Source organism: Amycolatopsis sp. NPDC101161 (genome assembly GCF_044768185.1).
Taxonomy (GTDB): domain Bacteria; phylum Actinomycetota; class Actinomycetes; order Mycobacteriales; family Pseudonocardiaceae; genus Amycolatopsis.
Genome location: NZ_JBIWPI010000003.1, coordinates 744,631 through 757,599 on the forward strand (window position 1 = coordinate 744,631; position 12,969 = coordinate 757,599).

9 protein-coding genes and 1 pseudogene are annotated in these 12,969 nt (G+C 73.3%); 6 read left to right on the top strand and 4 right to left on the bottom strand.

All coding sequences use genetic code 11. The features are described from left to right. Positions 1–15: 15 nt before the first annotated feature. From ACIRSS_RS25265 to phoU, 3 genes are read right to left on the bottom strand one after another with little or no spacing between them, the layout of a single operon-like run. The gene (locus tag ACIRSS_RS25265; RefSeq protein WP_400898940.1) at positions 16–1,395 is read right to left on the bottom strand and encodes an ATP-binding protein; all 1,380 of its coding nucleotides are present in this window, start codon (positions 1,393–1,395) and stop codon (positions 16–18) included. Then, entirely contained in the window at positions 1,392–2,084 is a 693-nt protein-coding gene (locus ACIRSS_RS25270; RefSeq protein ID WP_400898942.1) for a response regulator transcription factor, read from the bottom strand. The genes ACIRSS_RS25265 and ACIRSS_RS25270 overlap by 4 nt, the downstream gene beginning before the upstream one ends. Before the next feature lie 41 nt (positions 2,085–2,125). Further along, positions 2,126–2,773 carry a phosphate signaling complex protein PhoU gene (gene phoU, locus ACIRSS_RS25275; protein WP_400898945.1) on the bottom strand — a complete coding sequence of 216 codons (648 nt, stop codon included), beginning with the start codon at positions 2,771–2,773 and terminating at the stop codon, positions 2,126–2,128. Positions 2,774–2,832: 59 nt separating this feature from the next. Between phoU and ACIRSS_RS25280 the strand changes: the two genes are divergently transcribed. The 4 genes and pseudogenes from ACIRSS_RS25280 to ACIRSS_RS25295 all read left to right on the top strand — a co-directional run bounded on the left by ACIRSS_RS25280 (position 2,833) and on the right by ACIRSS_RS25295 (position 9,809). Further along, positions 2,833–3,576, top strand: coding sequence for a PIG-L deacetylase family protein (locus tag ACIRSS_RS25280; RefSeq protein ID WP_400898947.1), 744 nt, complete (start codon positions 2,833–2,835; stop codon positions 3,574–3,576). A 46-nt stretch (positions 3,577–3,622) separates the two neighbouring features. After that, positions 3,623–3,979: pseudogene (locus ACIRSS_RS25285) on the top strand (class I SAM-dependent methyltransferase); the annotation flags it as partial. Positions 3,980–4,193: 214 nt separating this feature from the next. Beyond that, a complete protein-coding gene (locus tag ACIRSS_RS25290) occupies positions 4,194–6,335 on the top strand; it encodes a DUF6351 family protein (RefSeq protein ID WP_400898949.1) in 2,142 nt (713 codons plus the stop codon). A 78-nt stretch (positions 6,336–6,413) separates the two neighbouring features. Continuing rightward, positions 6,414–9,809 carry a TM0106 family RecB-like putative nuclease gene (locus ACIRSS_RS25295; protein ID WP_400898951.1) on the top strand — a complete coding sequence of 1,132 codons (3,396 nt, stop codon included), beginning with the start codon at positions 6,414–6,416 and terminating at the stop codon, positions 9,807–9,809. On the opposite strand, the gene ACIRSS_RS25300 is transcribed toward ACIRSS_RS25295, so the two are convergent. Next, positions 9,781–10,509, bottom strand: a complete 729-nt coding sequence (locus ACIRSS_RS25300) for a M50 family metallopeptidase (protein WP_400898953.1) — start codon at positions 10,507–10,509, stop codon at positions 9,781–9,783. The genes ACIRSS_RS25295 and ACIRSS_RS25300 overlap by 29 nt on opposite strands. Before the next feature lie 374 nt (positions 10,510–10,883). Between ACIRSS_RS25300 and ACIRSS_RS25305 the strand changes: the two genes are divergently transcribed. Both ACIRSS_RS25305 and ACIRSS_RS25310 read left to right on the top strand, forming a co-directional pair. Further along, a complete protein-coding gene (locus tag ACIRSS_RS25305; protein WP_400898955.1) occupies positions 10,884–12,203 on the top strand; it encodes a GH25 family lysozyme in 1,320 nt (439 codons plus the stop codon). A 23-nt stretch (positions 12,204–12,226) separates the two neighbouring features. Next, positions 12,227–12,967, top strand: coding sequence for a D-Ala-D-Ala carboxypeptidase family metallohydrolase (locus ACIRSS_RS25310; RefSeq protein ID WP_400898957.1), 741 nt, complete (start codon positions 12,227–12,229; stop codon positions 12,965–12,967). Positions 12,968–12,969 lie beyond the last annotated feature (2 nt).

The following is a 12,969-nucleotide window of genomic DNA, read 5'->3' on the forward strand; positions in this document are numbered from 1 at the left end:
CCTTCCCGGGCCCGGTTAGCCGTCGACGTGACCGGGGTGAGAGTTCGGTAAGAGAAGATCGGCTCCGACGGTGAACCCGACCACCGCGCCACCGCCGGGCCGGGGTTCGGCGAACACGCGGCCGCCGTGGGCGAGGGCGATGTCCCGCACGATGGCCAGGCCGAGGCCGGAGCCGGGCAGCCCGCGGGCGCCGTCCGCGCGGTGGAAGCGGTCGAACACGCGGACCGCGTCTTCGTCGGCGATGCCCGGCCCGCGGTCGAGCACCTGGACCCGGCCGGCGCGGACGACGACCTCGACCGGCCCGTCGGGCGCGAACTTGACGGCGTTTTCCAGGAGGTTCGAGACGGCGCGTTCGAGCGCTTTCGCCTGGCCGTTCACCGCCGAGGTGTCGGCCGTGACGGTGATGGTGCGTGCCGACCGGCGCCGGACGCGCTCGGCGGCGTGCTCCGCCACCTCCCGAAGTTCGATCTGCGCTGGCTCTTCGGCTTCGTAGCGGCGGGTGGCGAGCTCGACCAGCTCGTCGACGAGGTGGGTCAGCTCGCGGGTCTCCCCGTCGACGTCGTCGAGCAGGCGGGCGCGGGACTCCGGGGTGAGCTCGGCGAACCGGCGCAGGACGCTGGCGTTGGTGCGCAGGCTGGTCAGCGGGGTCCGCAGTTCGTGCGCGGCGTCCTGGACCAGGCGGTCCTGGTCGGCGCGGGCGTCGGCGAGCCGGCCGAGCATCCGGTCGAACGAGGTCGCGAGCCGGCCGACCTCGTCGCGGCCGCCGGTGGGCACGGTGACGTCGTCGAGGCGGCCGTCGCTGACCTGCTCGGTCACGTCGGTGAGCCGGACCAGCCGCCGGGTGATCTGGCGGGCCAGCAGCCAGCCGGCCAGAGCCGCGACCGCCAGGACCAGGGCGCTGACGCCGGTGATGCGGGCGGCCAGCTCGCCGAGCACGTGCCGGGACTCGTCGACGTCGATGCCGAGCTGGACGGCGCCGCGCCCGGGCCCGAGCGCGACGGTGATCGCGCGGTAGTCGTCGCGGCCGGCGGTGAAGTTCCAGTAGCGGTGGTCGCCGAGCGCGCCGGTCGCGGCCAGCGCGCGGTCGTCGTCGCCGACGTCGAGGCGGACGGGGCGGCCGCCGATCGCGCGGACGCCGCCGTCCGGGGCGATCGCCTGGGCGACCATCGGCTGGGCCTCGTCGTGGTCGTCGTCATCGGGGCCGCGGGTGACCGGGCTCGGCGCGAGCACCTGCGTGGCGCCGGCCGCGACCTCCGCCGACGTCGTGAGCAGCGACCGGTCGAGCTCGGCGTCGATGCGCTGGGAGGCGGCCTGGTAGCTGAGCACGCCGACGAGGATCGCCGCGGCCGCGCCGACGCCGGCGAAGGCGATCGCGAGCTTGCTGCGCAGGTTCACGCCGGCCGCACCGAGTAGCCGACGCCGCGCACGGTGTGGATCAGGTCCGCCGCGCCGGCCTGCTCGAGCTTGCGCCGGAGGTAGCCGATGTAGACGGCGAGGTTCTTGGAGTCCGCGCCGAACTCGTACCCCCAGATGCGCTGGTAGATCGTGGTGCGGTCGAGCACGATCCCGGCGTTGCGCACCAGCAGTTCCAGCAGGTCGAACTCGGTCTTGGAGAGCGTGATCTCGGTGCCCTGCCACCACACCCGCCGGGCGGCCGGGTCGACCGCGAGCTCGCCCAGCCGGAGCGTGCGCCGCGCGTCGGGCTCCGCCGACGTGCGGCGCAACAGGGCGCGCAGCCGGGCGAGGAGCTCGTCGAGCTCGAAGGGCTTGGGCAGGTAGTCGTCGGCCCCGGCGTCCAGCCCCGCCACGCGGTCGGGGGTTTCGACCCGCGCGGTCAGCATCAGGATCGGCGTCTGGTCGCCTTCGGCGCGCAGCACGCGGCAGACGCCGAGGCCGTCGACGCCGGGCATCATCACGTCGAGGATCAGCACGTCGAACTCGTCGCGCCGGGCCGTGGCGAGCGCGCTGACGCCGTCGGTGACCTCGGTGACGTGGTAGCCCTCGAGGTCGAGGGCCCGGACGAGGGACTCGCGGATGGCGCGGTCGTCGTCGGCGAGCAGGACGCGGTGCGGCATGGCCGCCATGATGCCCGCGCGGGGTTTCCGGTGCGCCGCGACCTCGCGGATCAGCGGGACGGCAGGCCGCCGGTCTCCGCGAACTCGAGCCGCTTGGCGACCGACACCGCCTGGTCGGCGAACCGTTCGTAGAAGCGGGCGAGAAGCGCGAGGCTGGTCGCGGACTGGACCCCGTGTTCCCAGCGGTCGCCGGTGATCAGCCGGAGCACCCCGGCGTGCAGGGAGTCGATCGTGTTGTCGGTTTCGTGCAGTTCGGCGTACGCGCCGGTGGCGTCGCCGGTGATCCGCTCCGCCAGCCGGTCGGCCATGCCGGCGGCGACGTCGCCGAGTTCGGCGAACGTGGCTTCCAGCTCGGCGGGGACCACCCGGTCGGGGTGTCCGAACCGGGCGGTGTCGGCGATGTGGGCGGCGAGGTCGCCCATCCGCTCGATCTTCTCCGCGCAGTAGACCGCGGCCAAGGTGGTGCGGAGGTCACCGGCGACGGGAGCCTGCAACGCCAGCAGCGACTGGGCGTGGATCTCGCACTCCGCCCGGGCGTCGTCGAGGTCGCTGTCGCTGCCGAGGACCTGCTCCGCGAGGGCCAGATCCGCGGTCAGCAGCGCGGTGTTCGCCCGGCGCATCGACTCCGCCGCCAGCCGGCACATGTTCGTCAGCTGGTTGCCCAGCTCGGCCAGCTCGTCGTGGAACTTTTCCCGCATGGGGTGAAGTCTAGGGGCGGAAGGTCTTCGGCCCTCCGGGACGGGCCGGACACGGCAGGATGGCCCGCATGACGTTGCCACCTCTTCCCGACGAGTCCTTCCGGCGCGTGCTCTGCGTGGTCGCGCACCCCGATGACATGGAGTACGGCACTTCCGCGGCCGTCGCCCGCTGGACCGCACGCGGCATCGAGGTCGGTTATCTGCTGCTCACGCGCGGCGAGGCCGGCATGCCGAACCCGCCCGAGGAGACCGCTCGCCTGCGGGTCGCCGAGCAGCGGGCCGCCTGCGACGTCGTCGGCGTCGAGCACCTGACCGTCCTCGAACACCCGGACGGTGTGCTCGTCTACGGCTTGGACCTGCGGCGGGACATCTGCCGGGAAATCCGCCGGTTCCGGCCCGACGTCGTGTTCGGCAGCGCGTTCGAGGTCGAGACGCCGTACGGGTTCGACCAGGCCGACCACCGCGCGGCCGGGCTCGCGACGCTCGACGCGATCCGCGACGCGGGCAACCGGTGGGTCTTCCCGGAGCAGGTCGAGGACGAGGGCCTCGAACCGCACTCCGCGCGCTGGTACCTCACCGCGGGCATGACGGAGCCGACCCACGGCGTCGACGTCACCGGGGAGCCGCTGCGCCGCGGGGTCGCGTCGCTGGAGGCGCACGCCGAGTACCTGGCCGCGCTCCCGGACCACCCGGCCCCCGCAGACTTCATCCCGAAGTTCGCCGCGATGGGCGGCGAGGCCATGGGTGTCGAGCACGCCGTCCTGTTCCGCGCCCACGACCTGCAGGCACCACCGGAGGTTTAGCGTGAACGACGCCGGTCTCGCCGGAGCGCGGAAGACGCTCAGCCCGGTGCTGCGGCCGAGCGGGCGATGCGCCGGTTCGGCACCAGCCAGCTGGGCCTCGTCGCGGTGGTGCGCCAAGGCGCACGACGACTGGGCGCGGGACTTCCTCGCGGAGCACCCCGACGCGGTGGTGCTGCACCTGGGCCGCGGCCTCGACGCCCGCGTGTTCCGGATCGACCCGCCCGCCACGGTCGAGTGGTACGACCTCGACTACCCGGCCGTCATCGCCCTGCGGGAGCAGGTCCTGCCGCCGCGGGAGCACTGCACGCTGATCGGGTCCGGCGTCACCGACCCGACCTGGCTGGACCGTGTCCCGCGTGGCCGGCCGGTGCTGGTGATCGCCGAGGGACTGGTGCCGTACCTGACCGAAGCCGAAGGCGCCCGCGAACGTACGCCGCCTCTGCCGGCTCCTGAACCTGTTGCCGGGTATGGAACGGTCGTCCCGCATCGTGCGGTTCCGGTTCCGAAACCCGCGCCACGGCTCGAAGGCGGCGGTTGTTCCGCCCGGCCCGCAGGTGCTATACCGGCACCTGCCCGGTGTCGCGACGACGCGGTGCCACGAGCGAGCGGAGTCTCCGGTGGCGAACCGTGCTGTGCGCTCATCCGTCCTCGTGGCGGCCCTGACCGTGCCCGTCCTGCTGACGGGGTCCGCGGTGGCATCCGCCGGCCCCGCACCCGGGCGGCAGCTGACGATCGAGACGGTGTCGAACCCGCGGCCCGCGCTCGTCAGCGGGGGACAGGTGCTCGTCAAGGTCGTTCCGCCGGAGCGAACACCGGCCGCGCGGGTCCGCGTCAGCGCCAACGGCCACGACGTGACCTCGAGTTTCCACGCCCAGCCGGACGGCAGCCTGCTCGGTCTGGTGACCGGCCTGCGAAACGGTGCCAACGACCTGAGCGCCCGGGCGACCGGACGCGGCGCGGACCTGCGCGTCACCAACCACCCGATCACCGGGCCTGTCTTCTCCGGTTCGCAGCAGGTTCCGTTCTACTGCGAGACCCAGGCGTTCGGCCTGCCCGCGGCGTCGCAGCCGTTGTGCAGCGCGCCGACGCAGGTGAGCTACCAGTACAAGACCACCGCCGGGGCGTTCGCGCCGCTGGCGGACCCGGCGACCCGGCCCGCGGACCTCGCGACGGCCACCGTCAACGGGCACGCGGTGCCGTACGTGGTCCGCGTCGAACGCGGCACGATCGACCGCGCTGTCTACGAAATGGCGGCGCTCTACGCCGGCGCGCCGTCGCCCTTCGCACCCGATAGCAGCTGGAACGGGAAGCTGGTCTACACCTTCGGCGGCGGCTGCAACGCGGGCTACCACCAGGGCGCCTCGACCGGCGGCGTGGTCAACGACCTGTTCCTGGCCCAGGGCTACGCGGTCACGTCGTCGAGCCTGAACGTGCTCGACAACAACTGCAGCCCGATCATCTCGGCCGAAGCGGCGATGATGGTCAAGGAACACTTCATCGAGACCTACGGCCCGGTCGCCCACACCATCGGCTGGGGCGGCTCGGGCGGGGCGATCCAGCAGTACGACATCGCGGAGAACTACCCCGGCATCGTCGACGGCATCATCCCCGGCGTCTCGTTCCCGGACCCGCTGAGCGTGGGCGGCCCCGTGTCGGACTGCCGCCTGCTGAACCGGTACTTCGCCGGGCCGGGGGCGTCGTTCACCGCGGCGCAGAAGCAGGCCGTCGCGGGCTTTCCCAGCTACGACACCTGCGTCTCCTGGGACCAGACCTTCGCCAGCCGCGCCACCGCGACCGGCAGCTGCAACGCGGCCATCCCCGTCTCTGCTCGGTGGGATCCGGTGACCAACCCGGGCGGGGTGAAGTGCAACTCGAACGAGCAGCTGGTCAACCAGGTCGGGCGGGACCCGCGGACCGGGTTCGTGCGCAGCACCCTGGACACCACCGGCGTGCAGTACGGCCTGGCCGCGCTGAAGGCCGGCACGATCACCGCGGCGCAGTTCGTCGACCTCAACGCGACCATCGGCGGCCTCGACTACACCGGAAAGCCCGTGGCGCAACGGATCGCCGCCGATCCCAAGGCGCTCGACGCGGTGTACGCCGACGACATCGTGAACTCCGCGTCCCAGGGTTTGCGGGAAACGCCGATCATCGACCAGCGGACCGACCTCGACCTCGCCGGGTTCGGCAACGACATCCACACCACCGAGTGGTCTTACGTGATGCGGCAACGGCTTCTGCGGGCCAACGGCACGGCGGGCAACCAGGTCATCATCGAAAACCACGCCACCGCGGCCGAAGCGGCGGCGGCCAGTGTCTACGAGCTCGGCGCGATGGACCGCTGGCTGACCGCGATCGACGCCGACGGGTCGCACCGGAGCCTCCAGCAGAAGGTCCTGGCGAACCGGCCGGCCGACCTCGGCGACGGCTGCTACCTCACCGCGGCGTCGCGGATCACCGAGAAGCTGACGTACCCGGCGAGCGGCCAGTGCGGCGCGCAGTACCCGGTGGCGGCCAACACCCGCATGATCGCGGGGGAGAGCTTGTCTCTGGACGTGCTGAAGTGCCGGCTCCGGCCGCTGGACTTCCGCGACTACCCGGTCACTTTCACCGCGGCGGACCGGAAGCGGCTGCGGACGACGTTCCCGGACGGCGTGTGCGACTACCACCGTCCGGGAGTCGGGCAGCACGCCCCGACCGGGACGTGGCTCAGCTACGGCGACGAACGGACCGGCACCACCCCGCCGACGAAGCCCTGACGAAGGTGGGCCGGCCGGACGGCGTGTCCGGGGCGGGCTGCTCCGACCGGGTGTATCGCCGTGTCAGACTGCCTGGCGATGCTCACCCCAGCCGATCTCGCCGACCTCCTCGAATGCGAACACCGCAGCCTCCTCGACCAGGCCTTGGCCGCCGGCCTGCCGGGTGCGCCGCGGCCCGTCGAGGATCCCGGTGCCGGGCGGCGGAGGCGGGCCGCCGCGCGGGCCATGCTCGCCCGGCTGCGCCGTGAGGGCCACGACGTCTTCGAGGTCGACGTCGAAGACCGCGTCGGCGCGGCCGAGACCACCGCGGCCGCGCTGTGGTCGGGCGCCGCGGTCATCCACCAGGCCGTTCTCCACGACCAGGACTTCTCCGGTGTCGCGGACTTCCTGATCCAGGACGCCGAAGGCCGCTACGAAGTCCACGACGCCGAACCGGCCCGGCAGGTCAAGCCGGCGGCCGTCGTCCGGCTGGTCGCGTTCGCCGACGCGCTGCGCCGGGCCGGGTGGCCGACCGGTCCGCACGTCCACCTACGCCTCGGCGACGGCGGTACCCGGACGTTGCGGACCGAGGACTTCCGGCCCCTGGTGGACCGGCTGCGAGCCCGGCTGGACGGCCGCGCGCCGGTGCTTCCGACGCCGTTGTGGGCGGACGAACGCCCGGCCTGCTCCGGCTGCGGGTACGCCCGCCACTGCGCCTCGGCCCGGGAAGCCGATCGGGACCTGCTGCTCGTCGCCGGGATGCGGGGCGACCAGCGCCGCAAGCTCGTGGCCGCCGGGCTGGGGTCCGTCGAGGCGCTCGCGGCGGCGGCACCGGGCGACCGGCCGCGGGATCTGTCCGCCACCGCGTTCACCACCCTGCGCGCCCAGGCCGCGCTGCAGGTGAAGCAGGACGCCACCGGCGAAGTCAGCTACGAGGTCGTCGACCCCGATGCCCTGGCCGCGTTGCCGGCGCCCGATCCCGGTGACGTCTTCGTGGACCTCGCGGGCGATCCGCACGCCCTCGCGGGCGAGGGGCTGGAGTTCCTCTTCGGCGCGCTCACCCCCGACGGCGAGCGGCGCTTCACCCCGTTCTGGGCGCACAGCCGGGCCCAGGAGAAGCGGGCCTTCGAGGAGTTCGTGGACTTCGCCGCCGCGCGGGTCGCCGAGCACCCCGGGGCGCACGTCTACCACTACGGGCCCTACGAGGTGACCGCCGTCAAGCGGCTCGCCGCCGTGCACGGGACGCGCGAGGAGACGGTCGACCAGCTGCTGCGCGGGGGCGCGCTGGTGGACCTGCACACCGTCGTCCGCAAGGCCTTGCGGGTCTCGCAGCGGTCGTACTCCCTCCGGCACCTCGAACCGCTCTACCGGCCCGGCACCCGCGAGGGTGATGTGAAGAGCGCCCTGTCGGACGTCGAGGCCTACGAGGAGTACCTCACGCTGGCCGCCGAGCCGGGCCGCGCGGAGGAGGTCCTGCGCGGCATCGCCGGGGACAGCGAGGAGGACTGCGTCTCGGCGCTGCGGCTGTTCGAGTTCCTCCACCAGGTCCGCGCCGGCTCCGGCATCGAGCTCGTGGCCCCGCCGGAGGAGTCGCCCGAAGACGCGCTGCTGCGCGCGGCGGAGGAGGACGTCGCGGCCGAACGGCGGGCCGAACGCGCCGCCCGGCTGGCCGCGCTCGTCGATCCGCTGCTCGACGGGCTGCCGGACGACCCGGGCGAGTTCACCGCCGACGAGCGGGCCCGCGCGCTGCTGGCCGCCGCGGTCGGCTACCACCGCCGCGAGACCAACCCCGCCTGGTGGGAGTACTTCCGCCAGCTCGCCGCGCCGCTCGGCGACCTCGAGGTCGACACCTCGTGCACCGTGCCGGTGTCGCTGGAGGCGGGGGAGTGGGTCCCGCCGGCCGGCCGCGTCCGCACCGCGAAGCGGACCCTCGTCCTGGCGTGCGACCCGGACCGGCCGCACCCGTTCGCGCCCGGCGACGAGGTGCGGCTGCGCTACGACGGCGGCACCCGCGACGCCAAGGTCGCGGCCGCGTCGGCGGTGGAGCTGACGCTGGAGGAGAGCTGCCCGCCCGACGCCACCAGCGCCGACCGGCCGTCCGCGGTGCTGCCCGGCAGCCCGGTGCGGCCCTTGCCCAAGGACGAGGCGGTCGCCGACCTCGCGCAGCTGGTCGTGGACACGCTCCCGGCGCTGCCGCGGCACCCCGGCGTCGACCTGCTCCGGCGGACCCCGCCGCGGCTGCGCGGCGGAGCGGCCCTGCCGGAGCCGGGGACGGACCTGATCGCCGCGGTGATCGACGCGGTCGACGCCCTCGACGGCTCGACGCTGGCGGTGCAGGGACCGCCGGGAGCGGGCAAGACGTTCCTCGCCGGAAAGCTGATCGCCCGGCTCGTGCGGGCCGGGCGCACCGTCGCCGTCACCTCGACCAGCCACAAGGCCGTGGAAAACGTGCTGAGCGCGGCGAAGAAGAGCGCGCCCGAGCTGCCGTGCGCCAAGCGCGCGAAGCGGACCCCGGACCCGGCCGCGCCGTGGGAGCAGCCGAAGAGCAACCCGGCGCTGGTGAAGTGGCGCGACGAGCACGACACCGGGCACCTCGTCGGCGGCACGGCGTGGACGTTCGCCAACGCCGCCATCCGCGAAGAACCCTTCGACCTGCTGATCATCGACGAGGCCGGCCAGTTCGCCCTGGCCGACGCGCTGGCCGTGTCGATGTGCGCGAAGAACCTGCTGCTGCTGGGCGACCCGCAGCAGCTCCCGCAGGTCGTGCAGGGAACCCACCCCGCGGGCGCGGAGGCGTCGGCGCTGGGCCACCTGATCGGCGAGGCCGACATCATGCCGGCGGACCTCGGCTACTTCCTCGACGAGACGCGGCGCCTGCACCCCGCGGTGTGCGAGCCGGTGTCGAAGCTGTCCTACGCCGGGCAGCTGCGCGCCCACCCGACGGCCGCCGAGCGCGCCCTCGAGGACGTCCCCGCCGGGCTGTACCTCGCCGAGGTCGACCACCACGGCAACACGACCCGCTCGGTCGAGGAGGCCGCGGCGGTCGTGGACGTCGTGACAGACCTGGTCGGTCGCCTGTGGACGGACCACGGCCCGGCGCGGCCGCTGGCCGACACCGACATCCTCGTCGTGGCGCCGTACAACCTGCAGGCGCGCACGGTGACGCGGGCGTTGGCGGACGCCGGTTTCCCGGGCGTGCGGGTCGGCACGGTCGACCGCTTCCAGGGTCAGGAAGCCCCGGTGGTCATCACGACGATGACGTCGTCCTCGGCGGTCGACCTGCCCCGCGGCCTCGACTTCCTGTTGTCCCGCAACCGGTTGAACGTCGCGCTCTCGCGGGCGCAGGTCCTGGCGGTCCTGGTGTGCTCGGCCAAGCTGGTGGAGGCCGACATCCGCACGGTGGAGCAGATGCGGCTGGTGGCGGGCATGATCGGCTTGCTGGGGGAGGCCCGGCCGTGGCCGCCGGTCACGGCCACAGCAACGGGAACGCCTTGACCAGCGCCCAGCCGATCACCGCGAGCCAGCCGGCGATCCAGACGACGTCGGGGATGTGGGTCTCCGCCGCGAGGTTGGCGGCGTCGTCGATTTCGGACACTTCACCGTGCCAGCGGGCCGCGGCGAGGTGGGCGAGGCCGGAAAGCTCGCTGGTGAGCAGCAGCCACGCCTCGAGGTAGGCGACCGTCGTCTGCGTCCACGGCGGCGCCCAGGCCAGCGCGGCGAAGGCGACCAGGCCGATGCCCGCGACGATGGCGAAGGTGAGCAGGTCGGCGGACAGGAACAGCAGCAGGCCGGCGGCGACCACGGTGAGGGTCAGCACGGCGGCGACGTGCCCGCGCTGCAGCTGCACGGCCGCCCCGAGCCCGGCCAGCGACGGCATAGCGTACCCGGCCGCGGTCGTGAGGATCGAGGAGAACCGCGAGGGGACCCAGGACCACGTCACCCCGGATTCCGGGCTGTCGATCCCGAGCCGGTAGACCCCGCCGCCGGTCAGCACGCTCACCAGCGCGTGGCCGCCTTCGTGCACGAACGTCCCCAGGACGTTGAACCGGGTCAGCAGGCGGCCCTGCCCGGTCAGCAGGGCGGACACGGAAGCCAGTGCCACGGCCGCGGCGGCCAGCCCGGTCGCGGCGACCAGCCACCAGCCGGGCGCCGGGAGGGTCGCGTTGACGATCTCGTCGAGCTTCCCGCGCTTCACCCGTCAAGCTCAGCAGCCGGGCCGCGAAGGCGGAACCGCCGGATCGACGTTGTCACGAAGCTGTCAACCCGGCGGAAAGCTGTGCGGGGAAACCACTCGCAGTGTTCTGGTCCCGGTCGACGCCCGACTCGCCTCGTCGAAGTGACCGGCCAGGACCCGGCGCCCTCCTCAGCACGGCCGAGGCCGCCGTCGTCCGGAAGCTGCACGACGGAGCCGAACCACCGGGAAACGCCGGACGATCCCGTGGCCCGCCGTCCCAGTGGCGTCCCACGGGGACCGCGTTCCCGCTGGTCCGGCGGGTGGGATCGTCCCGGCGTCCCGAATCGGGTGGTGACCGGCGACCGGTGGAGTGGACCACTGCCAGCCTCCTCGCCATGCAAAGACTCGCTCTGGCCGTCGCGGTGCTGCTGGTGGTCCCCGCCGCGGCCGCAACCGCGGTCGCGGCCGAACCCGTCGCGGTGTGCGGGCACACCAGCTCCCAGCCCACCCTGGCCCAAGGGGCGACCGGCACCGCCGTAGCCGAAGCCCAGTGCGAACTCAACCTGGCGACCAAAGCGAGCCGGTACACGCCCATCGGCGCGGACGGCTCCTTCGGCCCGGCGACCGACGCCCGCGTGCGCGTGTTCCAGAAGTGCGCCGCCTTGACCGTGGACGGCCAGGTCGGGCCGAACACCTGGGCCGCCTTGAACTCGTGGTCCGCGCGGCCGCGCAAGTGCGCCACCCAGGGCACGGCGGGCACCGCGCAGAGCGTCGTGTGCGGCCTGTCCACCGCCCGCCCGACCCTGCAGAGCGGTTCGACCGGCACGGACGTCAAGGAGCTCCAGTGCCGGCTGAACCTCGCCATGGAGCCGGGCCACTACCCGCCGCTGACGATCGACGGCAACTTCGGTGATGGCACCCGCAACCGGGTGATCGAGTTCCAGCACTGCGTCAACGCCAGTGCCGACGGCGTCGCCGGGCCCACCACCTGGGCGAAGGTCACCGACTGGTCCAGCCGCAACGCCTACTGCGTGCCGCCGAAACCCGCCGGGCACCCGATCGACGGCGTCGACACGGCGAAGTACCAGCACCCCGGCGGCGCGCCGATCGACTGGGGCGCGGTGAAGGCGTCCGGCGTCGAGTTCGCGACCGTCAAGGCGACCCGCGGCCTGAACGTCACCGACGACTACCTCGCCACCGACCTGCCCGCCGCGCGCAACGCCGGCCTGGCCGTGGGGCCGTACCACTTCTACACGGGCACGGCCGCCGGCACCGGCGGCGCGCAGGCGGACCGGTTCATCGCCGCCGTGAAGGCCACCGGGTACACCGGCAAGCGCGCCGGTGACCTGCCGCCCGTGTTCGACCTGGAGTGGAAGGACGACGGCTCCGGCGGCTGCCCGCCGTACGTCACCGTCGCCGACGCCAAGGCGTGGCTGGACAAGGTGCAGGCGGCGTTCGGCCGGACCCCGATCATCTACACCCAGAAGTCGTTCCTGGACGCGTGCCTGGGCGGCACGACGGCGTTGTCCGCGTATCCGATGCAGCTCGCCGACTACCGGCAGTCCGTCACGCAGCCGGCGCTGCCCGCCGGGTCGACGACCTGGCTGATGTGGCAGTACACCGACGCGGCTATCCCCGACGGCATCCCCGCGCCGGCGACCGGCGACGTCTTCAACGGTACCCAGGCCGATCTCGACCAGCTCGCCAACCGGTGAACCTCCCTACAGGAAGGACGAGAATGACCCTCCCCATGAGCCGCCGCACGGTGTTGCGCGGCGCGGTGGTGCTCGGCGCGGCCGCGGCGGTCAGCCCGCTGCTGCTGACCGGCACCGCCCAGGCGTACCCGTGGTCCCGCACCCTCACCGAGGGCAGCACGGGCGCCGACGTCACGGAGCTCCAGATCCGCGTCGCGGGCTGGGCGGCCGACCACGCCAGCCAGAGCCGGGTCTCGATCGACGGCGAGTTCGGCCCCGGCACGGCGGCGGCCGTCCGCAGGTTCCAGAGCGCCTACGGGCTCGGCGCGGACGCGCAGGTCGGCCCGGCCACCCAGGCCGCGCTCAACGCGCTGGAGCAGAGCGACGGGTCCACCGCGCACTTCAACTTCAGCGAGTTCACCGACCGGGACAGCGGCACCTTCAACGGCGGCAAGGTCAGCGCGGCCACCGCCAAGGAGAACGCCCGGCGCTGCATGTACAAGCTGGAGGCGCTGCGCAAGAAGCTCGGGAACACGCCGATCACGGTGAACTCCGGGTTCCGCAGCATCGCGCACAACGCGGAGATCGGCGGCGCCAGCGACAGCATGCACCTGTACGGCACCGCGGCCGACCTGAACGTGCCGGGCGTGGCCAACAAGACCGTCTACCAGAAGGCCGAGACCTGCGGGTTCTCCGGCCTGGAGACGTACAACACCGACCACCAGCACGTGGACAGCCGCGCCGATCTCGGCCGCTCGTGGTGGTGGGAGAACGGCACGGTCTGATC